General features: G+C 56.0%; 25 protein-coding genes and 2 rRNA genes (1 of these 27 only partly in view). 24 read left to right on the top strand and 3 right to left on the bottom strand.

What is annotated here, in order from left to right:
• From WC392_06670 to WC392_06645, 6 genes are all read left to right on the top strand, one after another.
• Nucleotides 1-504, top strand: a 23S ribosomal RNA gene (locus WC392_06670) (it extends 2379 nt beyond the left edge of the window).
• 112 nt (nt 505-616) lie between these two features.
• Nucleotides 617-730, top strand: a 5S ribosomal RNA gene (gene rrf / locus WC392_06665).
• A gap of 58 nt (nt 731-788) precedes the next feature.
• Entirely contained in the window at nt 789-2129 is a 1341-nt protein-coding gene (gene miaB, locus WC392_06660; protein ID MFA5242047.1) for a tRNA (N6-isopentenyl adenosine(37)-C2)-methylthiotransferase MiaB, read from the top strand.
• A complete protein-coding gene (locus WC392_06655) occupies nt 2126-3082 on the top strand; it encodes a PhoH family protein (protein ID MFA5242046.1) in 957 nt (318 codons plus the stop codon). Before miaB ends, WC392_06655 begins: the two co-directional genes overlap by 4 nt.
• A complete protein-coding gene (gene ybeY, locus WC392_06650) occupies nt 3054-3509 on the top strand; it encodes an rRNA maturation RNase YbeY (GenBank protein MFA5242045.1) in 456 nt (151 codons plus the stop codon). Before WC392_06655 ends, ybeY begins: the two co-directional genes overlap by 29 nt.
• A 17-nt stretch (nt 3510-3526) precedes the next feature.
• On the top strand, nt 3527-4354 hold the full coding sequence (locus WC392_06645) for a transporter associated domain-containing protein (protein MFA5242044.1): 828 nt from the start codon (nt 3527-3529) through the stop codon (nt 4352-4354).
• Here WC392_06645 and trmB read toward each other — a convergent pair whose 3' ends face one another.
• From trmB to thiS, 3 genes are read right to left on the bottom strand one after another with little or no spacing between them, the layout of a single operon-like run.
• On the bottom strand, nt 4355-5032 hold the full coding sequence (gene trmB / locus WC392_06640; GenBank protein ID MFA5242043.1) for a tRNA (guanosine(46)-N7)-methyltransferase TrmB: 678 nt from the start codon (nt 5030-5032) through the stop codon (nt 4355-4357). It lies immediately after the preceding gene.
• Between the two features lie 10 nt (nt 5033-5042).
• The gene (locus tag WC392_06635) at nt 5043-5825 is read right to left on the bottom strand and encodes a thiazole synthase (protein MFA5242042.1); all 783 of its coding nucleotides are present in this window, start codon (nt 5823-5825) and stop codon (nt 5043-5045) included.
• A gap of 18 nt (nt 5826-5843) precedes the next feature.
• Nucleotides 5844-6047 carry a sulfur carrier protein ThiS gene (gene thiS / locus WC392_06630; GenBank protein MFA5242041.1) on the bottom strand — a complete coding sequence of 68 codons (204 nt, stop codon included), beginning with the start codon at nt 6045-6047 and terminating at the stop codon, nt 5844-5846.
• 270 nt (nt 6048-6317) lie between these two features.
• Between thiS and WC392_06625 the strand changes: the two genes are divergently transcribed.
• From WC392_06625 to WC392_06540, 18 genes are all read left to right on the top strand, one after another.
• Nucleotides 6318-7130 (top strand): ABC transporter ATP-binding protein, encoded by an 813-nt coding sequence (locus WC392_06625; protein ID MFA5242040.1) that lies wholly within the window; start codon nt 6318-6320, stop codon nt 7128-7130.
• Nucleotides 7123-7920 carry a lipid asymmetry maintenance ABC transporter permease subunit MlaE gene (gene mlaE / locus WC392_06620; protein ID MFA5242039.1) on the top strand — a complete coding sequence of 266 codons (798 nt, stop codon included), beginning with the start codon at nt 7123-7125 and terminating at the stop codon, nt 7918-7920. The genes WC392_06625 and mlaE overlap by 8 nt, the downstream gene beginning before the upstream one ends.
• Complete coding sequence (gene mlaD, locus WC392_06615) at nt 7920-8390, top strand: outer membrane lipid asymmetry maintenance protein MlaD (protein MFA5242038.1); 471 nt, start codon at nt 7920-7922, stop codon at nt 8388-8390. The genes mlaE and mlaD overlap by 1 nt, the downstream gene beginning before the upstream one ends.
• Nucleotides 8387-9745 carry a TolC family protein gene (locus WC392_06610; protein MFA5242037.1) on the top strand — a complete coding sequence of 453 codons (1359 nt, stop codon included), beginning with the start codon at nt 8387-8389 and terminating at the stop codon, nt 9743-9745. Before mlaD ends, WC392_06610 begins: the two co-directional genes overlap by 4 nt.
• A gap of 23 nt (nt 9746-9768) precedes the next feature.
• Nucleotides 9769-10386, top strand: a complete 618-nt coding sequence (locus WC392_06605; GenBank protein ID MFA5242036.1) for an ABC transporter substrate-binding protein — start codon at nt 9769-9771, stop codon at nt 10384-10386.
• Nucleotides 10383-10667 carry an STAS domain-containing protein gene (locus WC392_06600; GenBank protein MFA5242035.1) on the top strand — a complete coding sequence of 95 codons (285 nt, stop codon included), beginning with the start codon at nt 10383-10385 and terminating at the stop codon, nt 10665-10667. The genes WC392_06605 and WC392_06600 overlap by 4 nt, the downstream gene beginning before the upstream one ends.
• 26 nt (nt 10668-10693) lie before the next feature.
• Nucleotides 10694-11593: an ABC transporter ATP-binding protein gene (locus WC392_06595; protein ID MFA5242034.1), complete on the top strand. Its 900-nt coding sequence runs from the start codon at nt 10694-10696 to the stop codon at nt 11591-11593.
• Nucleotides 11590-12345 (top strand): ABC transporter permease, encoded by a 756-nt coding sequence (locus tag WC392_06590; protein ID MFA5242033.1) that lies wholly within the window; start codon nt 11590-11592, stop codon nt 12343-12345. Before WC392_06595 ends, WC392_06590 begins: the two co-directional genes overlap by 4 nt.
• Nucleotides 12346-12591 (top strand): BolA/IbaG family iron-sulfur metabolism protein, encoded by a 246-nt coding sequence (locus tag WC392_06585; protein MFA5242032.1) that lies wholly within the window; start codon nt 12346-12348, stop codon nt 12589-12591. It abuts the gene before it with no gap.
• A 28-nt stretch (nt 12592-12619) separates the two neighbouring features.
• Nucleotides 12620-12943 carry a Grx4 family monothiol glutaredoxin gene (grxD, locus tag WC392_06580; GenBank protein MFA5242031.1) on the top strand — a complete coding sequence of 108 codons (324 nt, stop codon included), beginning with the start codon at nt 12620-12622 and terminating at the stop codon, nt 12941-12943.
• 3 nt (nt 12944-12946) lie between these two features.
• On the top strand, nt 12947-14200 hold the full coding sequence (gene murA, locus WC392_06575; GenBank protein ID MFA5242030.1) for a UDP-N-acetylglucosamine 1-carboxyvinyltransferase: 1254 nt from the start codon (nt 12947-12949) through the stop codon (nt 14198-14200).
• A complete protein-coding gene (gene hisG / locus WC392_06570; GenBank protein MFA5242029.1) occupies nt 14197-14841 on the top strand; it encodes an ATP phosphoribosyltransferase in 645 nt (214 codons plus the stop codon). Before murA ends, hisG begins: the two co-directional genes overlap by 4 nt.
• A gap of 41 nt (nt 14842-14882) precedes the next feature.
• Nucleotides 14883-16184: a histidinol dehydrogenase gene (hisD, locus tag WC392_06565; protein ID MFA5242028.1), complete on the top strand. Its 1302-nt coding sequence runs from the start codon at nt 14883-14885 to the stop codon at nt 16182-16184.
• 4 nt (nt 16185-16188) lie between these two features.
• Complete coding sequence (gene hisC / locus WC392_06560) at nt 16189-17259, top strand: histidinol-phosphate transaminase (protein MFA5242027.1); 1071 nt, start codon at nt 16189-16191, stop codon at nt 17257-17259.
• Nucleotides 17260-17325: 66 nt separating this feature from the next.
• Nucleotides 17326-20106 carry a Helicase associated domain protein gene (locus tag WC392_06555; protein MFA5242026.1) on the top strand — a complete coding sequence of 927 codons (2781 nt, stop codon included), beginning with the start codon at nt 17326-17328 and terminating at the stop codon, nt 20104-20106.
• A gap of 7 nt (nt 20107-20113) precedes the next feature.
• Nucleotides 20114-20917, top strand: coding sequence for a DUF2971 domain-containing protein (locus WC392_06550; GenBank protein MFA5242025.1), 804 nt, complete (start codon nt 20114-20116; stop codon nt 20915-20917).
• 51 nt (nt 20918-20968) lie between these two features.
• Entirely contained in the window at nt 20969-21280 is a 312-nt protein-coding gene (locus tag WC392_06545) for a hypothetical protein (protein ID MFA5242024.1), read from the top strand.
• A gap of 142 nt (nt 21281-21422) precedes the next feature.
• Nucleotides 21423-21626, top strand: a complete 204-nt coding sequence (locus WC392_06540; GenBank protein ID MFA5242023.1) for a hypothetical protein — start codon at nt 21423-21425, stop codon at nt 21624-21626.
• The last annotated feature ends 86 nt before the right edge of the window (nt 21627-21712 follow it).

The raw sequence follows: 21712 nt of genomic DNA, 5'->3' as shown, positions 1-21712 counted from the left end.
GTTCTGTATGGAAGGGCCATCGCTCAACGGATAAAAGGTACGCCGGGGATAACAGGCTGATTCCGCCCAAGAGTTCATATCGACGGCGGAGTTTGGCACCTCGATGTCGGCTCATCACATCCTGGGGCTGTAGCCGGTCCCAAGGGTATGGCTGTTCGCCATTTAAAGTGGTACGTGAGCTGGGTTTAAAACGTCGTGAGACAGTTTGGTCCCTATCTGCCGTGGGCGTTGGAAATTTGAGGGGGGCTGCTCCTAGTACGAGAGGACCGGAGTGGACGCATCTCTGGTGTACCGGTTATCACGCCAGTGGTATCGCCGGGTAGCTATATGCGGAAGAGATAAACGCTGAAAGCATCTAAGCGTGAAACTTGCCTCGAGATGAGATTTCCCCAGGCCTTGAGCCTGCTAAAGGGTCGTTCGAGACCAGGACGTTGATAGGTCGGGTGTGGAAGCGCAGTAATGCGTTAAGCTAACCGATACTAATTGCCCGTGAGACTTGATCCTATAACCTTAAGCGGCTTCAATACGAAGCCAGTACAATCAAATACCCTTACTTCTTCCGTTTTACACTGATAGCTGACAGCTCAATGCTGATAGCTAGCAGTTACAAGTTATGCTTGGCGGCCATAGCAAGTTGGAACCACCCCTTCCCATTCCGAACAGGACCGTGAAACGACTTAGCGCCGATGATAGTGTGCACCTCGCATGTGAAAGTAGGTCACCGCCAAGCTCCTTATGCAGTAAACAAAGCCCTCCTCGTGAGGGCTTTGTTGTTTGTGCGAGCGATTGTGCCCAAGAAAATATACATTAAGTCATTCGGCTGTCAGATGAACGAGTATGACTCGTCGAAGATGGCTGATGTGTTGATCGCTCAGGAGAATATGGTCATTACGGACCGTCCAGAGGATGCCGATGTGATTCTGCTGAATACCTGTTCTATTCGGGAAAACGCGCAGGAAAAGGTTTTCCACCAACTGGGTCGATGGAAACCGCTGAAGAATGGCAATCCTGATCTGATTATCGGCGTGGGCGGTTGCGTTGCCAGCCAGGAGGGGGCGTCAATTCTAACCCGTGCTCCTTATGTTGACGTGGTATTTGGGCCTCAAACGCTGCATCGGCTTCCGCAATTGATTCGCGCGAGGAAGTTGTCTGGAATAGCCCAAGTCGATATTTCCTTTCCTGAAATAGAAAAATTCGATTATTTGTCAGAGCCACGTGTCGAGGGGCCGAGCGCTTACTTGTCGATCATGGAGGGCTGTGACAAATATTGCTCATACTGCATCGTGCCTTTTACACGAGGAACAGAAGTTTCGCGTCCTTTTGATGATGTCATTGCAGAAGCAGCACAGCTTGTAGCTCACGGGGTAAATGTGATCACGCTTTTGGGGCAGAATGTAAATGCCTACCGGGGTGTGATGCATGGCGGCGAGTTTGCGGATCTGTCGCTTTTGCTTCATTACCTGGCAGAGATGTCTGGCATCGAACGATTGTCATTCACGACTTCACATCCAGTCGAATTTTCACAGCCACTGATTGATGCCTATTCGTCAATCCCCAAATTGATGAGTACGCTACACTTGCCTGTTCAGTCAGGCTCGGATCGTGTATTGGCAGCCATGAAAAGAGGCTATACCATACTTGAGTACAAGTCAAAAATACGAAAATTGCGGGCTATCCGACCGGATGTGGCAATTTCATCGGATTTTATTGTGGGCTTTCCAGGTGAGACTGAGGAGGATTTCGAGGCTACAATGAAACTGGTTGATGATATTGGTTTCGATGCAAGTTACAGTTTTATCTACAGCGCCCGCCCGGGCACACCCGCTGCTGATCTCCTCGATAACACGCCTCTCGCGGTGAAACAGGAGCGTTTGAAGCGATTGCAGGACAAATTGGATCAACAGGCTCAGGGTTTAAGTCAAGGCATGATCGGCTCGAGGCAACGAATTTTAGTAGAAGGTTCTGCCAAAAAGGGTGGCGGGGATTTATCCGGGCGCACCGGGAATAACCGTGTGGTCAATTTTCTCGGGGATGCGAGCCTGATTGGGCGTTTTGTAGATGTTACAATTACGGCCGCATATGCTTATTCACTACGTGGTGAATTTCTGGATGGAACAGGAACATCTTGAAAACGCATACTGAGCATTTTGCCTTTATTCCTGTTGACAACTCTCGCCTCAGCAATCTGTGTGGCGTGCTGGACGAAAATCTGAAACAGATCGAGGCTGCTTTTGACGTGGTTGTTTCGCGAAATGGTGAAAGTTTCGGGGTCACTGGTAATGCCGAACGCGCCAGGCTTGCGCTGCAAGCTTTGAAGAATTGCTATGTTCAGTCCGAACAACCTATCTCTATCGATGATCTCCAACTGAGCCTGATCGAGTTGCTCAAGGGTGGTGAGGCTGGCGCGGAAGGCTCCATGCCGGTGCTGATGACGCGCAAGACCGATTTACGCGGACGTACGCCCAGGCAGAATCAGTATCTTCGCCAGATACAGGAACATGACATCACCTTCGGTATCGGTCCGGCCGGTACGGGTAAGACCTATCTCGCCGTGGCAAGCGCAGTGGATGCGCTGGAGCGGGATCTGGTGAAACGCATTGTATTGGTGCGACCTGCAGTTGAGGCGGGGGAGCGATTGGGGTTTCTTCCCGGTGATCTGGCGCAGAAGGTCGACCCTTATTTGCGGCCGCTTTACGATGCGCTCTATGATTTGCTTGGTTTTGACCGGGTAGGTAAATTGTTCGAACGCGGTGCAATAGAGATTGCCCCTCTGGCTTATATGCGGGGCCGCACACTGAATCACTCTTTCATTATTCTGGATGAAGCGCAGAACACCACGCCGGAGCAGATTAAAATGTTCCTTACGCGTATCGGCTTCGGTACCAAGGCAGTGATTACCGGCGATGTGACCCAAGTGGATCTTGCGCGCGGTCAAAAGAACGGACTAGCCGAAGTCCATGTCGTTCTGGGCAAGGTGAGGGGTATTGCATTTACACATTTCGAGTCCGAAGACGTGGTTCGACATCCCCTGGTACTGCACATCGTTAATGCCTATGCCCATTATGAGAAAAACAAAGCCTGAACTGAAATTGTCGGTGCAATATGCCGTCAAATCGGCTGATTCGCCTTCCCGTAGCCAGATTAGAGCTTGGAGTAGCGCCACGCTGGAAGGCGATACGTTGGTGACAATCCGGATTGTCGATGAGGACGAGGGGCGGCAGCTCAACCTCGATTATCGGGGCAAGGACTACGCGACTAACGTTCTAACTTTCGTCTACGATCACATCCCCTTATGCCACGGTGATCTTGTGTTGTGCGCGCCGGTGGTGAGCCGTGAAGCGACAGAGCAGGGGAAATTGGCCGAGGCGCACTATGCCCATCTGATTATTCACGGGATGCTGCATTTGCAGGGGTATGACCACGAGGAAGGCGCAGATGCAGAGGCGATGGAAGCAGTTGAAACGCACATCATGAGGCGCCTCGGCTATACTGATCCCTATGCCAATTGAAGAGGTAAAGCTAGACCATGGATGAATCTGCCAAACCGGGCTGGCTGGAACGCCTGGGAGCGTGGCTTTCGCCCGAACCTGATAACCGCGAGGAATTGGTGGAGATTCTGCACGCGGCTTATGAAAAGAATCTGATTGATGCCGATGCCCTGTCCATGATTGAAGGGGTGCTCCAGGTTTCAGAAATGCATGTGCGTGACATCATGATTCCGCGAGCACAGATGGATGTGATCGATATCGCGGATTCACCGGCAGCATTCATCCCTTTTGTCATTGAAGCCGCCCACTCAAGATTTCCCGTGATTGGCGAGAACAAGGACGATGTGATCGGCATTCTTCTGGCCAAGGATTTGCTGCGCTACTATGCGGGTGAGGCGTTTGATGTGCGTGACATGCTGCGCCCAGCTGTATTCATTCCTGAATCCAAGCGCCTGAATATCCTGCTCAAGGAATTCCGCATGAACCGCAACCACATCGCCATTGTGGTGGATGAGTATGGCGGTGTGTCCGGCCTGGTGACGATTGAGGATGTGCTTGAGCAGATCGTGGGCGAAATCGAAGATGAATTCGATTTTGACGAAACCGAGGACAATATCATCCAGGACCGCAGCGGCCGCTACCGGGTCAAGGCGGTAACAGAGATCAGTAACTTCAACGAAATTCTGGGCACACAGTTCAGCGACGAAGATTATGATACGGTGGGCGGGCTGGTTGTCAGCAAGTTTGGCCATCTGCCAAAACGCGGCGAGCACACCATTTTTGATGGCCTGAAGTTCCAGGTGTTACGCGCTGACAGCCGGCGGCTACATACGTTGCTGGTAGAGAAAATGCCCCAGGAAGCCTGATCAAGCTTTTCTGAAAACAATATCCCAGACGCCATGCCCAAGCCTTAGCCCGCGCTGCTCGAATTTTGTCAGCGGGCGGTATTCCGGGCGTGGAGCATAATCGCTTACGCTGTTTACCAGTCGAGACTCTCCCCGGAAAGTTTCGAGAATATGCGTGGCATATTCTTCCCAGTCCGTGGCGGCATGCAGGTACCCGCCGGGTTTTAAACGATCACAGATCAGCGCGGTAAAAACGGCCTGGATCAGGCGCCGCTTATGGTGGCGTTTTTTGTGCCACGGGTCGGGGAAGAAGATATGAACCCCATCCAGCGTTTCCGCAGCCAGCATGTGCTGCAACACCTCGACAGCGTCATGCTGGATGATGCGGATATTGGTGAGTCCCATTTCCTCGGTGTATTTCAGCAGGCTGCCTACCCCGGGAGTGTGAACTTCGATACACAGGTAATCGTTTTCCGGATGGTCCTGCGCGATTCTGGCAGTGCTGTCACCCATCCCAAAACCAATTTCCAGGATTTTTGGCGCCGCCCTGCCAAATAATTGCGTCAGATCCAGCTTTTTATCGCTGTAAGCAACGCCAAACCGCGGCATCAAGGTTTCATGGGCGCGGGTCTGTCCTTTGGACATGCGACCCTGACGCAGCACGAAGCTGCGTACCGGGCGATGCTGTGCTTCAGTCATTAACGAACCCTTATTTGCCGATCATTCCGGTGGTGGGGGAACTTGGACTGGCTGAGTAAAGTTTTTTTGCCATGCGTCCAGCCAGAAAGGCTTCGCGCCCAGCCTCAACGGCTTTTCTCATGGCGGATGCCATGAGGATTGGATCTTTCGCCCCCGCAATCGCCGTGTTCATCAGCACCCCATCACAGCCCAGCTCCATGGCGATGGCGGCATCCGATGCGGTGCCGACGCCAGCATCAACAATGACCGGCACTTTGGCATTTTCGATAATGATTTGCAGGTTCCACGGGTTGAGAATCCCCATGCCGGAGCCGATCAGCGAAGCCAGCGGCATGACCGCGACACAGCCGATTTCCTCCAGTTGTTTGGCTATGATGGGATCATCGGAGGTATAAACCATGACCTTGAACCCGTCCTTGACCAGGGTTTCTGCGGCTTTAAGCGTTTCCACCACGTTTGGGTACAGCGTTTGCGGATCACCCAGCACTTCAAGTTTTACCAGATCGTGGCCGTCGAGCAGCTCGCGCGCCAGGCGCAGGGTGCGGATGGCGTCGTCGGCGCTGTAGCAGCCGGCGGTGTTGGGAAGATAGGTGTAGCGGGAGGGCGGCACGGCGTCCAGCAGGCTTGGTTCGCCTGCATTCTGGCCAATATTGGTGCGACGAATGGCTACGGTGACAATTTCAGCACCGCTGGCCTCAATGGCGCGGCGGGTCTGGTCGAAGTCCTGATATTTCCCGGTGCCTACCAGCAGGCGGGAAGCGTAAGTTTTACCTGCAATTATCAAATTATCCATATATTCCATGTAGTTGGTTTATCCGCCACCGACGGCAACAACAATTTCCAGTTGATCGCCGTGATTCAGGGTGGTTTCGTTGAATTGGCCGCGCGGCACGATTTCACCATTGCACTCAATAGCGACACGCTTCCCCGCCAGCCCAAGCTGATCCGCCAATTGGGTGACGGTGAGCGGTGCGGAAAAACGTTGCGGCGTGCCGTTGATAACGAGTTCGATCACAGCTGTGCCCTGAATATGTAACAAACGTCGATTTTAACACTCTGCCGGAATGCGGGCATTATCCCGGTGGTGATATTGCACAAAGATTCCTGCCGTTCCGATGAAGCAGGGCAGCATGGCGGTTTCATGAAATAGTTCGAATCCCATGGGCGCACTGGTGCCAGTTCAGGTGTTCGTTGCCAATCCTGCTTGCAGGCGCACGATTGGGCGCTGGATTGGGTTTTGACTATAGTATAGAATTTCAGCCTTTGCTAATGTGCCCGGTCAATTATGCCCAGCGATAATCTGGTCGAATTTAACGATGTCAGTTTTGCCTATGGCAAGCGCCCGATTCTCAATGGGATCAGCATGAGCGTGCCGCGCGGCAAAGTGGTGGCCATCATGGGCGGCAGCGGTTGCGGCAAAACCACCCTGCTGCGCCTGATCGGCGGCCAGATCAGGCCTGCTCACGGGAAGGTGCTGGTTGACGGGCAGACGGTGCACGAACTCGATGCGGATGGCCTCTACCACATGCGCCGCCGTATGGGCATGCTGTTTCAGTTTGGTGCCCTGTTTACCGACATGTCTGTGTTCGACAATGTTGCATTCCAGATGCGCGAGCACACCGATTTGCCAGAAAGCGTGATCAGTGATCTGGTGCTGATGAAGCTACATGCCGTCGGCCTGCGTGGAGCAAGGGATCTTATGCCTTCCGAGCTTTCCGGCGGCATGGCGCGGCGAGTGGCGCTGGCGCGGGCGGTGGCGCTGGACCCGATGCTGATCATGTATGACGAGCCCTTTGCTGGCCTGGACCCGATTTCTCTCGGCGTGATCGGCAACCTGATTCGCCGCCTGAATGATGCCTTGGGCGCAACATCCATTGTGGTGACTCACGATGTCCATGAGTCTCTGGCTATTGTTGACTATGTCTATTTCGTGTCGGAAGGGGTGATCGTGGCCCATGGCACGCCGGAGGAAATGCGCGCCAGCAACAAGCCTTTCGTGCATCAGTTTGTGCATGGCGAGGAAGATGGCCCGGTTCCCTTCCATTACCCGGCAAGCCCCTATGGAACCGATTTGCGGTTGGGAGGGCAAAGTGCCTAGCCGCCTGGTGAAGGGTGTTCGGGGCATTGGTCACCGAGTGGTCAACAGTTTGTGGCGCCTGGGCGTGGCCAGCCGTTTTTTTGTGTTGATACTGCTGCATTCGGGTTCCAGTTTTCGCCGGTTTCATCTCGTCATCAAGGAGCTGTTTTCTACCGGGGTGCTGTCGCTCATTATTATCCTGGTTTCGGGCTTGTTCGTCGGTATGGTGCTGGGAATGCAGGGTTATGACACCCTGCAGCGATATGGCTCGGAAGAGGCGCTGGGCGTGATGGTGGCCTTGTCCCTGGTGCGTGAGTTGGGGCCGGTGGTGGCGGCGCTGCTGTTTGCCAGTCGTGCCGGGTCGGCGATTACCGCCGAGATCGGCCTGATGAAGGCAACCGAGCAGCTTTCAGCCATGGAGATGATGGCGGTCAATCCGATTGCCCGCGTCGTCGCACCGCGTTTCTGGGCTGGCGTGATTTCCATGCCGCTGCTGGCGGCAATGTTTTCTGCCATGGGTGTGTTTGGCGGCTATCTGGTCGGCGTGAAGCTGATCGGCGTGGACGAGGGCTCGTTCTGGTCGCAGATGCAGAATGCGGTGGATTTTCAGCAGGACATCGTCAATGGCATTTTCAAGAGTTTTGTATTCGGCGTGGCGGTGACAGCCATTGCCCTGTTTGAAGGCTATGATGCGCCGCCCACGGCGGAGGGCGTATCCGGTGCGACAACGCGCACCGTGGTGACATCATCGCTGGCCATTCTGGCGCTGGATTTCATGTTGACTGCATTTATGTTTCGGGGAGAAGGCTAATGGAGCGCACCACAATCGATTTGTGGGTTGGCTTGTTCGTGTTGCTGGGTCTGGGCGCTATTCTGGTTCTGGCGCTGAAGGTGGGAAACCTGGGCGGCGTAAACATGTCTGACAGCTATAGTGTGACGGCCAGTTTCAGTAATATTGGCGGGCTTAAGGCGCGGGCTCCGGTGAAGAGTGCGGGTGTAGTGGTCGGACGGGTCTCGGCAGTTCACTTTGATGGGGAGCGGCACGAAGCGGTGGCGACGTTCAAGCTGGATAAACAATACTCGTTTTCCAAGGACACCTCCGCCAGCATCATGACCTCCGGATTGCTGGGCGAGCAGTACATCGCGCTTGAAACCGGGGGCGATAGCGCTCAACTCAAGGATGGCGACAAGATCAAGATCACCCAGTCGGCCGTGGTGCTGGAAAGCCTGATTGGGCAATTTCTCTATAACAAGGCGGCTGATGGCGGAGAAGTCAAATGAACAAGCGATGGCTGGCAGTGGCGCTGGGTGCCTGGACATTCATTTCTGCAGGGGCTGGGCAGGCTCAGGTAGTGAATCTGCAACAGGCTATCGATATGAGCCTGAATGCCGATCCACGTATCCAGGAACGTGAACAGCTGGTAGAACATGCACGCGCCTTGCTGGAAGAGGCGCAAGGAAATAACGGTTTGCGCCTGGATGCCAATCTTTTCGTTGGCCTGGCACCCAAGGTCGAGGGTGGGTTTTACCAGGGCGGGGCAACTTCCGGCACCACGCCGCGCAATGATGCCTATGACTGGAAAGGTCTTTCAGACTGGACATCGCTGCAGTTTTCCATCGTAAAGCCGCTTTATACGTTTGGAAAGATCGAGCGTTATACCGACGCGGCCAAGGGCAACATTGACGTGAAGCGCCAGGATGTCCGCCTGCAGCGTGGCGATACCGTGCTGGACGTGAGCCGGGCTTATTACGGCTACCTGACTGCGCGTGACACGCGGCGCATGCTGGAGGATGTACGCGCCAAGGTCGATAACGCGGTGGCGCAGGTCGAGAAATCGCTCAAGGAAGATAATGGGCAGGCAACTCAGTCCGATCTGTATGAGATGCATGCCAAGCGCGCCTTGCTGAACAAGTATCTTTCCCAGGCTCAAGCGGTGGAAACCATCAGCCTGAATGGCCTGAAAACCCTGACGGGGGTTGGTCTGGACGGCAATCTTGAGGTCGCGGACGAGGGGCTGAAGCCGGTTGCCCTGCCTGCTACGTCGCTGGCGGATTTTCAGGGCAAGGCCATCACTGGCCGCCCTGAAATGGCTCAGCTGGAAGCTGGCCTGAACGCCCGCCGCGCGCTGGTGGATGCGAAAAAAGCCGAAATGTACCCCAATATTTACGCCGGTGTGGTGGGTAGTTTCTCTTATGCCTCGCGACGTGACAAACTGGAAAATCCATACATTTACGATGCCTTTAACCATGCCGGGGTGACGCCGGTGGTGGGCGTGAAATGGGATATGGCATTTGACGTGGTGCCCGCGCGCGTGGCACAGGCGCAGGCTGAGCTGGATGCCCTGCTGGCGAAGAATCGTTTTGCCTTGGCCGGGATTCCTTTTGAAGTGGCGGAAGCCTATACCCAGATGCAGGCATACCACGTTGCCCAGCGGGAGCTGGCTACGGGCGCGGCAGCAGCACGGCGCTGGATGGTGGCCTCCTACGCCGATTTCAATGCGGGTCTGGAGAAACCGGGTCGCGTCAGTGAGGCGTTAAAGGCCTATGCCACGACACAGGTCGAGTATCTGCTTGCGGTCAATGAATACAACATGCATGTGGCCCGCTTGGCCAAGGTAACGGGAGATTACAAATGATACGCAGGATACGTACTCTATTGATGGCATGTGCACTGATGGCGGGTTCCATTGCCGGCGCAGCGGAGATGGCGCCGGATGCTCTGGTGAAAAATACCGCCCAGGAAGTGCTGACCATCATCAAGCAGGACAAGGATATTCAGTCTGGAAATTCACAAAAAGTCCTGGAACTGGTGCAAGCCAAGGTGTTGCCCCATTTCGCTTTTGCGCGCATGGCACAGCTTGCGGTCGGCCGTCACTGGCCCAAGGCTTCACCCGCGCAGAAGCAAGCCCTGATACAGGAGTTCCGTACCCTGCTGGTTCGCACTTATTCAGGTTCCCTGACTTCCTATAAGGACCAGACGATTGATTACCGGCCGGCAAAACTGGCTCCCGGCGATACCGACGTTACGGTAAAAACCATTGTGAATCAGCCAGGCGGGCTGCCTATTCCAATCGATTACAGCCTGGAAAAAGGCGCTGATGGCTGGAAGGTGTACGACGTGTCAGTTGATGGCGTAAGTCTGGTGACCAATTATCGTTCTTCTTTCAGTGCCGAGATTCAGAGCCGGGGGATTGATGGTTTGATCAAGGTACTGGCGGACAAGAACCGCAGGGAAGCCAAAAGCAGCGGCACGGCTGTGACGACCGGAAAAAAATGATAGTACGCAATGGCAACCGTTTCGACTTCAGTGGCCCGCTGACCATTGCCACTGTCAGTGCATGGTTGCGCGAGAGCAAGGCGCTGTTTGCCGAAGACGGCATCTGGGAATTGAATCTCGCCGGGGTGGAGGACGTGGATTCGGCTGCGGTCAGCCTGTTGCTGGAATGGGCGCGCCAGGCTGCGCAACGCGGCCGTCAGCTGCAGTTGCATAATCTTTCGGAAAATCTGCAATCCTTGTTGAAAGTGTATGACGTCAAGGAATTGCTGCCCGCCGCTTGACTGGCGCAGCTTCCGCCCCGAATCTCGTGACTCCCCCCGCAATTGAAATCCAGCAGGTTCACAAGCGCTTCGGTAACGTGCAGGCATTGTGCGGGATCGACCTGACCGTTCAGCAGGGCGAGTTTTTTGCCCTGCTCGGCCCCAATGGCGCGGGCAAATCCACCCTGATCAATATCCTCGCCGGTTTGGCCCTGGCCGATAGCGGCAGGCTGGCCGTGCTGGGCCATGATGTGAGGGCCGACTATCGCCAGGCGCGGCGTTCCATTGGTGTCGTGCCGCAGGAGCTGGTGTACGACGCATTTTTCACCGTGCGTGAAATGCTACGCTTCCAGTCTGGTTATTTCGGTATTCGCAACAATAATGCCTGGATTGATGAATTGCTGGAGCGCCTGGCGCTGACCGAGAAGGCGGATGCCTATGTGCGCCACCTTTCCGGCGGCATGAAGCGACGCGTACTGGTGGCGCAGGCGCTGGTGCACAAGCCGCCGGTCATCGTGCTCGACGAGCCGACCGCAGGGGTGGATGTGGAATTGCGCCAGAGCCTGTGGGCATTCATCCAGCGTTTGAACCAGCAGGGTCATACCATTGTTCTCACCACGCATTATCTCGAAGAAGCAGAGGTTTTGTGCAATCGCGTGGCCATGCTGAAGCAGGGGCAGGTCGTGGCGCTGGATACCACCGTCAATCTGCTGAGCCGTCACAAAGCTATTCAGTTGCGTCTCAAGCTCGCGCCCGCATGCTTGCCAGATTCATTGCAGGCGCTGTCGTGCGGGCGGGATGGGGAAATATTCAAGCTCTCCCTGCGGCGTCATGCCGAACTGGAGGGCGTGCTGGCGGCCTTGCGCGAGTCGGGCGTTGCGCTGGAAGATCTCGAAGTGGTCAAGCCGGACCTGGAAGATGTCTTCCTCGAAATGGTGAAATCATGACGGGATTGTGGACCCTGTTTTACAAGGAATTGCTGCGTTTCTGGAAAGTCAGCCTGCAGACCATCCTTTCCCCCGTGGTGACGACCCTGCTTTATCTGCTGATTTTTTCCCATGTGCTGGAGGCGCATGTCCAGGTTTATCCGGAAGTCAACTACACTGCGTTTCTCATTCCCGGTCTGGTGATGATGGCGATGCTGCAAAATGCTTTTTCCAACAGCTCGTCCAGCCTGATCCAGTCCAAGATGACCGGCAATATTGTATTCATGCTGCTGCCGCCGCTGGCCTACTGGGAGTTTTTTACAGCTTACGTGGCGGCCTCTGTGGCACGCGGAGCGGTGGTGGGTCTGGGAGTGGGCCTGGCCGGCTGGTGGTTTGTGCCGCTGTCGCTGGCGCATCCGCTGTGGGTGCTGGTCTTTGCCATACTGGGCTGCGCCACGCTGGGGGCGGCGGGTATCATTTCTTCCCTGTGGGCGGAAAACTACGACCAGATGGCGGCGGTGCAGAATTTCATCATTGTCCCCCTGACTTTTCTATCCGGGGTGTTCTACTCGATTCATTCGCTGCCACCCTTCTGGCAGGCTGTTTCCCACGCCAATCCGTTCTTTTACCTGATTGACGGTTTCCGTTACGGATTTTTTGGCGTGTCGGATGTTTCGCCGCTGTTGGCGCTTGCGATTGTCGCCGCCTGCTTTTTGGCATTATCATTAGCGACTTTGCTCTTGCTCAAGAGCGGTTACAAATTGAGAAAATAAATGGTTACAGCAGATCAGATCAAACAATATATCCAGAACGATTTGCCGTGCGAGTACGTCAGGGTGGATGGAGACGACGGTCAGCATTTCGAGGCCGTGATCGTCAGCGCCGAGTTCAACGGCAAGCGCACCGTGCAACAGCACCAGCTTGTTTACAAGGCGCTGGGAGAGCGCATGGGCGGAGAAATCCATGCCCTGGCAATGAAAACTTTTACCCCCGAGGAATGGCGCAAGCAAGCGGGTTAACATCAATCTAATTTCAGGAATAAATATCATGAACAAAGCAGCTTTGGAAAGAATTGGCCAGATCGTCAACGGGCACCCGGTGGTGCTGTTCATGAAAGGCACCCCGCAGTTCCCGCAATGCGGTTTTTCCAACCTTGCAGCCCAGGTGCTGAAGGCGTGCGGCACAGAGTTTTTTTCCGTCAATGTGCTGGCGGATGCGGAGGTTTATGAAAACCTCAAGGATTACGCCAACTGGCCGACCTTCCCGCAGCTTTACATCAATGGTGAATTGATCGGCGGCTCGGATATCGCCAAGGAAATGTACGAAAAAGGCGAGCTGCAGCCGCTGCTGGCAAACGCCAAGCAAGCCTGATCAATGGATAAACTCGTTATTCAGGGCGGCGTCCCTCTGAACGGAGAAGTCCGTGTTTCCGGAGCCAAGAATGCCGCCCTGCCGATTCTGTGCGCCGGTCTTCTGGCCGAGGGAACGCTACAGGTTTCAAATGTCCCCCATCTGCACGATGTGACCACCATGATTGGCCTGCTGGGCCAGATGGGCATGGGCATTTCGGTGGACGAGAAGCTGGGCGTCGCGCTGGATGCGCGCAGCATTACCAATCCGGAAGCGCCCTATGAGCTGGTCAAGACCATGCGCGCCTCGATTCTGGTGCTGGGGCCGCTGCTGGCTCGCTTCGGCCGGGCGCGCGTGTCGCTCCCCGGCGGCTGTGCCATTGGTTCGCGGCCTGTGGATCTGCACATCAAGGGACTGGAAGCGATGGGGGCGAGTATCTCCATCGAACATGGTTACATCAACGCGAGCGCAGGGCGGCTCAAGGGTGCGCGCATTTTCATGGATCTGGTGACCGTCACCGGCACCGAGAACCTGATGATGGCGGCAACGCTGGCGGAGGGTGTTACGGTGCTGGAAAATGCCGCACGCGAACCGGAGGTCGTGGACCTGGCCGAATGTCTCAAGGCCATGGGTGCAAACATCGAGGGCGCGGGCACGGACATTATCACCATCCGCGGTGTTGAGCGTCTGCATGGCGCCAGTTATAGCGTCATGCCTGACCGTATCGAAGCGGGAACCTTCCTGGTCGCTGCCGCGGCAACCAGGGGCAAGGTTAAACTGCGTAATATGCGGCCTGAAATTTTTGATGCCCTGCTGGATAAACTGCACGAAGCTGGTGCCGTAATCGAATCCGGCGCGGACTGGGTGAGCCTGGAAATGTCCGGGCCGATCAAGGCGGTGAATATTCGTACCGCGCCTTACCCGGCATTCCCGACCGACATGCAGGCCCAGTTCATGACCCTGAATACGGTGGCCCAGGGGGCGGCAACCATGACCGAAACCATTTTCGAGAACCGCTTCATGCACGTGCAGGAATTGCGCCGTCTGGGCGCGGATATCGAAGTGGAAGGCAATACGGCCGTGGTGCGCGGCATACCGGAGCTGAGCGGTGCAACGGTGATGGCCACCGATCTGCGCGCTTCCGCTTCCCTGGTGATCGCCGGCCTGGTGGCGCAGGGAGAAACCACGGTGGAGCGCATTTACCACCTTGATCGCGGTTACGAATGTATCGAAGAGAAGCTGTCCCAGCTGGGGGCGCGAATAAAGCGAGTGCATTGATCATGATTACCATCGCCCTCTCCAAGGGCCGCATTTTTGAAGAAACCACGCCCCTCCTGGCGGCCGCGGGCATTGTCCCGCAGGAAGATCCCGAGTCCTCGCGCAAGCTGATTCTGGGCACCAACCGCGACGATGTGCGGCTCATCATCGTGCGCGCTTCGGACGTGCCGACCTACGTGCAATACGGTGCAGCCGATCTCGGCATCGCGGGCAAGGATGTGCTGCACGAACATGGCGGCGCCGGCATGTATCAGCCGCTGGATCTGCAGATCGCCAAATGCCGCATGATGGTCGCCGTGCCAGAGGGCTTCGACTACGAAGGTGCAGTCCGGCAAGGCGCGCGCCTGCGCGTGGCGACCAAATACCTGCAAACGGCGCGCGAACACTTCGCCAAAAAGGGCGTGCACGTCGATCTCATCAAGCTTTATGGCTCGATGGAACTGGCTCCCCTGGTGGGTCTGGCCGATGCCATCGTCGACCTGGTGAGCAGCGGCGGCACGCTCAAGGCCAACAAGCTGGTGGCGGTGGAGGAAATCATGCAGATCAGTTCGCGCCTGGTCATCAACCAGGCCGCGCTCAAACTCAAGCATGCCCAGATTCAGCCGCTGCTGGATACCTTTGCCGCTTGCCTCAAGGCCTGATTTATAATCCCAATCTTTATCCATTGACGTATCCCATCATGTTGAATATCAAACGCTTCAGCAGTGCCCAGCCTGATTTTCAGGCGCGGCTGCACGAATTGCTTGCCTTCGAGGGAGCCCAGGATGAATCCGTTGACCAGGTGGTGGCGGGGATTCTGCACGACGTAAAAGCTCGCGGTGACGCCGCGGTGCTCGAATATACCCAGCGCTTCGACAAGCTGGAAGCGGCTTCCATGGCCGAGCTGGAAATGTCTGCAAGCCGTCTGAAGCAGGCGTTCGATGATCTGCCGCCGCAACAGCGCGAAGCCCTGCAGCAGGCGGCGGAGCGGGTGCGTGTGTACCACGAGAAGCAGCTGATGCATTCGTGGAACTACACCGAGCCGGACGGCACCATGCTGGGCCAGCAGGTCACGGCGCTGGACCGCGTCGGCCTGTACGTGCCCGGCGGCAAGGCAGCCTATCCCTCCTCGGTGCTGATGAACGCCATCCCCGCCAAGGTGGCCGGGGTCAGGGAACTGATCATGGTGGTGCCGACGCCGGGCGGCGTGGTCAACGAGCTGGTGCTGGCCGCGGCGCATGTTTGCGGCGTGGACCGCGTGTTCACCATCGGCGGGGCGCAGGCGGTGGGCGCGCTGGCCTATGGTACCCAGACCGTGCCGCAGGTCGACAAGATTGTCGGCCCCGGCAACGCCTATGTGGCGGCGGCCAAGCGCCGGGTATTCGGCGTGGTGGGCATCGACATGGTGGCCGGGCCTTCCGAGATTCTCATCATCTGCGACGGCCAGACCAACCCCGACTGGATCGCCATGGACCTTTTTTCCCAGGCCGAGCACGACGAACTGGCGCAATCCATCCTGCTGGCGCCGGATGCGGCCTTTGTTGATGCTGTTGCCGCCAGCATCAACAAGCTCCTGCCCGAAATGCCGCGCCAGGAAATCATCCGCACCGCGCTGGAAAATCGCGGCGCGCTGATCGCGGTCAGGGATCTGGACGAAGCCGCGGAAATCGCCAACTACATTTCTCCCGAGCACCTCGAATTGTCGGTGGAAGACCCGGTCGCGCTCACCGCCAAAATCCGCCACGCCGGCGCGATTTTCATGGGCCGCCAGACCTGCGAGTCGCTGGGCGATTACTGCGCCGGGCCCAACCACGTGCTGCCGACCTCGCGCACCGCGCGTTTTTCCTCGCCGCTGGGTGTGTACGATTTCCAGAAACGCTCCAGCCTGATCATGGTATCCCCGGCCGGGGCGAAGACCATGGGCAAGATTGCCTCCGAGCTGGCCTATGGCGAGGGCCTGCAGGCCCATGCTCGCTCCGCCGAATACCGCATGGGAAGCAAATAGGCTCATGAGCCGCTTCTGGAGCGCCGTCGTTCACGGCCTGACCCCCTACGTGCCGGGCGAGCAGCCCAAGCTGGCGAACCTGGTCAAGCTCAACACCAACGAAAATCCTTACGGCCCCAGCCCCAAGGCGCTGGAGGCGATGCGTGCGGAAGTGGGCAACAGCCTGCGGCTCTATCCCGACCCCAATGCCGACCGGCTCAAGGAAGCCATTGCGGCCTGTCATGGCGTGCAGCCAGCGCAGGTGTTCGTCGGCAACGGCTCGGACGAAGTGCTGGCGCACACTTTCCAGGCCCTGCTCCAGCACGATGCGCCGCTGCTGTTCCCCGACATTACCTACAGCTTCTATCCGGTGTATTGCGGCCTCTATGGCGTGGATTACCGGACCGTGCCGCTGACGGAAAGCTTCGGGATTCGCGTCGACGACTACATGCAGCCCAACGGCGGCATCATTTTTCCCAACCCGAATGCGCCCACGGGATGCCCGTTGCCGCTGGCGGAAATCGAACGCCTGCTGGAAGCGAATGCTGACTCGGTGGTGGTGGTCGACGAGGCCTATATCGATTTCGGCGGCGAATCGGCGGTTGCCCTGGTGGACCGTTTCCCCCAGCTGCTGGTGGTCCACACCCTGTCCAAATCCCGCTCACTGGCCGGACTGCGCGTGGGCTACGCCATCGGCCATGCCGGCCTGATCGATGCGCTCAACCGGGTGAAGGACAGCTTCAATTCCTATCCGCTGGACCGCTTCGCCATCGCCGGTGCCGCCGCCGCGATGGAGGACCGTGCCTATTTCGACGAGACCCGCCGCAAGGTGATGGCCTCGCGCAGCCGCCTGGTGGGCGAGCTCGAGGCCCTGGGCTTCGAGGTGCTGCCTTCGGCGGCCAATTTCATTTTCGCGCGCCATCCTGCGCATGGCGGCGCAGAACTCACGGCCAGCTTGCGCGAGCGCAGCATCATCGTGCGGCACTTCAAGAATCCAGCACGCATCGCGCCATTCATGCGCATCACGGTCGGAACAGACGAGCAATGCGACGCGCTGATTTCCGCACTCAAGGAAATTCTGGCCGCGCCTGTTTGAGGCTCACGTAGCGAGCTATCGGGGCGCGATAATGAATGCGTCTTTTACGGAATACTTGAGTATGAAATGACCGGCCAATTTTCCGATTTTTACCACAGCCTCGATGCCGACCCCGCCAAGCGGGGCAAGCAGTTCGAGCACTTCGTCAAATGGTTCCTCAAGGCCGATCCTGAATGGGCCACCCAGGTTGACCAAATATGGCTGTGGGAAGAATGGCCGGGACGCTGGGGTGCGGATTGCGGCATTGACCTCGTGTTCCAGCACAGGAACGGCGAGCACTGGGCGGTGCAAGCCAAGTGCTACTCGCCCGACTACGACATCACCAAACACGATGTCGATAAATTCCTCAGCGAATCCAACCGGCCAGGCATCAAACACCGCCTGCTGATTGCCACCACCGACCGCATCGGCGGCAACGCCAGGCAGGTCTGCGAAGCGCAGGAAAAACCCGTTGTTCGTTTCCTGCTGTCCGATTTCGAGCGCTCGGTGCTGGACTATCCCGCCAATCTCGCCGCACTCTCGCAAGGCAAGCGCAAACCCCGGCCCACGCCGAACGACGGCCAGCACGACCATCAGCTCGAAGCCATCGCCGCCGTAACCCAAGGGCTGCAAACCGCCGACCGTGGCCAGCTCATCATGGCCTGCGGCACGGGCAAGACTTACGTCACGCTATGGATCAAGGAGCGGCTTGCCGCACAGCGCACCCTGGTACTGGTTCCCTCATTGGGCCTGCTCTCCCAACTGCTGCGCGAATGGACATTCGCCGCCGCCACCCCGTTTGAAGTGCTGTGCGTCTGCTCGGATCAAACCGTCGGCAGCAAGGGCAACGACGAAGCCATCCACAGCGTGGCCGACCTCGCCTTCCCCGTCACCTCGGATGCCGATGAAGTCAGGATTTTTCTCGCTGGCGCAGGCAATCGCGTGGTTTTCTCCACCTACCAATCCTCCTCCGTCATCGCCGCCGCCCAGTCCGACCCAGCCATCCCCGCCTTTGACTTGACCGTGGCCGACGAAGCCCACCGTTGCGCGGGCAAGGTCGGCAGCGATTTCACCGCCGCCCTCGACAACGCACAGATACGCAGTGCCAAAAGGTTATTTGCCACAGCCACCCCGCGCACCTATTCCAGCAACGTCAAAAAAGCCGCCGAAGATCGCGGTGTCGAAGTGGTCGGCATGGACAACGCCGCCCTGTTTGGCGAAGTGCTGTACGCCCTGCCATTCGGCAAAGCCATCGAACGCAAACTGCTCACCGATTACCGCGTCGTCATCATCGGCGTGGATGACCCCACCATCGCGCAGTGGATCGCCAACCGCGAACTGGTCACCACCGGCACGGGCATGGAAACCGACACCGAATCGCTCGCCGCCCAGATCGGCCTGCTCAAGGCCATCAAGGACTACGACCTCAAGCGCATCATCAGCTTCCACAGTCGCGTCAAACGTGCCGAGCGCTTCACCACCGACATGCAAAACGTCATGACCTGGATCAGCGACGAACACCGCCCCAGCGGAACCCTGCGCACCGACTTCGTCTCCGGCGACATGCCCGCCAACAAGCGCAAGGTGAAGCTCGACCAGCTCAAGGCGCTGAGCGCAGACGAGCGCGGGGTGCTGAGCAACGCGCGCTGTTTGTCCGAAGGCGTGGACGTGCCCTCCCTCGATGGCGTGGCGTTTATCGATCCGCGCAGCAGCCAGGTGGACATCATCCAGGCGGTGGGGCGCGCCATTCGCCTGAGCCCGGACAAGAAGGCTGGCACCATCGTCCTGCCGGTGTTTATTGCAGCGGGGGGAAATGCCGAAGACACGATAGAAGCCAGCCACTTCAAACCTATCTGGGATGTGCTGAATGCGCTAAAAGCGCACGACGATGTGCTGGCTTGCGAACTGGATCAGATCAGAACTGAGCTTGGGCGGCAGGCAGGGAAAAGCGTCAGCGCCGAGAGCATGCACAAAATTTTTATTGTCCTGCCTGCGACGGTAGATGCGAATTTTGGCAGCGCACTGCGCACCTATTTGGTTGAGCGGGTCACTGAATCCTGGAATTACTGGTTTGGGTTGTTGGAGGCGTTCGTGGAACGTGAAGGGCATGCAAAGGCTCCTGCCGCTTACAAAACATCAGATGGGTATCAGGTCGGTAGTTGGGTAAATGCTCAACGGGCAACAAAAAGCAGCCTGTCTCTGGAGCGCAAAGCCCGGCTGGAAACGTTACCTGGATGGAGTTGGGATCTTTTCTCGGATAGGTGGGAAGAAGGATTTCGATATCTCAAGGAGTTCATGGAACGTGATGGCCATGCCAAAATTCCCCTAAATTACATATCAGAAGATGGATATCGAGTTGGTGCTTGGGTAAATACTCAACGAACAACAAAAGACATCATGTCGCCTGAGCGAAAAGCAAGGCTGGAAGCGGTGTCCGGTTGGAGTTGGGATCGTTTCTCAGAAAAATGGGAAGAAGGATTTCGCCATCTGAAGGAATTCGCAGATCGAGAGGGGCGTGCCAAGGTTCCTATCATTTACAAAACGGCAGATGGATATCGACTCGGTAGCTGGGTAAGTAACCAACGAACAGCAAAAGACAGCATGTCACCGGAGCGAAAAGCACGGCTGGAAGCATTGCCCGGTTGGGGTTGGGATCCTTTTTTTGATAAGTGGGAAGAAGGGTTCCGTTATCTTAAGGATTTCGCAGACCGAGAGGGGCATTGTTTGCCTCCTGCACTATACAAAACGGCAGATGGCTATCGAGTTGGTAGCTGGGTAAGCATCCAACGAAAAACAAAAGACAGCTTGTCACCGGAGCGAAAAGCACGTCTGGATGCATTGCCCGGTTGGGTTTGGCGAGTTAAATGAGGCAATTATGAATAACGTAGCTTACGAAAGTTTTATAGGGGCTGGTGAAACAGAGCCGGACAGAGACGCCAAACTCTATCGCTATCTATCGACAGATGCCTTTCTTTCGTTGCTTGGCTTGAAAAAAATCTGGCTTAGACAGGTAACAAAATGGGACGATGCTCGCGAAGGAATGCGCCAAGAATTTAAAAAGGTTCAGTATCCAGATCATGAATTCTCCGACAAATCACTGGATGAATATTTTGGGAGTTGCTGGTCATTGCAGGACGATGACCCTCGCCTATATAGCACTGACGAAGAGCGAATCATTGCCAATAAGGAAATTGCCGAATTTGGTTCAGACGCGATGTGGCGGGCTTATTGCCCATCGGGCGGTGTCAGGATAAGAACAACGCAGGATAAATTGAAGGCGCTGTTTTTAGGCGGTTTGCCGAATGGGAAATTATTTGGCGGAAGAGTTCATTACGATGCGTTCGGTAGCGACTGGGGGAAAACATTCAGGTCACCATATCTTGCGGGGTTATTTCATAAGCATATTCCGTTTAGAACGGAATCTGAATACCGCTTTATTTTTACGCCGGATGAAAAAATAATTGATGCACATGTTGGAGCCATGATCGAAGATAAGTTCGATTTCATTGATGAGGTACTTGTTTCTCCTGCCACCAAGGATTTGAAATATCGCTCCCATGCTTTAGTGAGACTGGCATTGGGCAGCATTAAGATGGAAAGAGGGAAAATCAACTGGAAGGATGGACAGCAATTTTGCCGGATTTCTCAGTTGTATGATCCGATTGGATTTTCAATTTAAGTTTTTCCCGCAATACGTTCCACACCGAAACGGTAACCAACCGAGGATAAAATGATGAATGTACGTACACTCGAAAATTTAGTTGAACGGAACGCTGGTGTTGATATATCCCCCACTCAATTTGCTGGACAAGATGCACGACTCGACAAGAAACCAACTCGGATCGGAGATAGAATCGATTTAGAAACCAAAGAGAACGTAACAATTCGGGTGGTAGTTGAATCAATTGACGCAGGGAAGATTGTTGGCAGAATTTCTTCTTTTTGTGGGGTCGCGGATGATGGTGACGAATACATGGGTGCGAAAGAAAATGACCTTTTGGCTTTTGAAGAGAAGCATATTTTGGAATCCACCCGCATATAGATTAAACCTGGAATCAAAACCGAAGGGGCCAGGGTCGAGCCTACTTTGCATTCTTTCGAGACGCGCCAAAAGTAGTGCGGCCTTCAGTTTTAACGATAGCGGTACATAAAGTTGTTGCCGACGAACTGGCTTAGAAGTACAGGTGCATATTGAAGTACAAGTTGCAATCTCGTTTGGGTTGGCAATTTCCATCTCCGTTGTTGGTGCAGCATTAACCGTTATGGGGGTAGCCATGAAAAACTTAAACGCCTTTATTTTTAGTTTTGTGGCATGTCTTTGGTGCGGAATAGCGTTCCTGCGGAGCCTGGTGGAAATTCCAACCCAAATGAGAGAAAAACTTGTATAGACCGTGTTGCCTGCTAAGAGTGAACGCGGAAGGTTCGATTCCTTCCCTCCGCACCAATTTTATTGTGTTGGCTAGCTTTGCGTTAG

The sequence above is a fragment of the Sulfuricella sp. genome, assembly GCA_041651995.1.
In the GTDB taxonomy this organism is placed as follows: Bacteria; Pseudomonadota; Gammaproteobacteria; order Burkholderiales; family Sulfuricellaceae; genus Sulfurimicrobium.
This window is presented reverse-complemented; position numbering and strand designations above follow the sequence as displayed.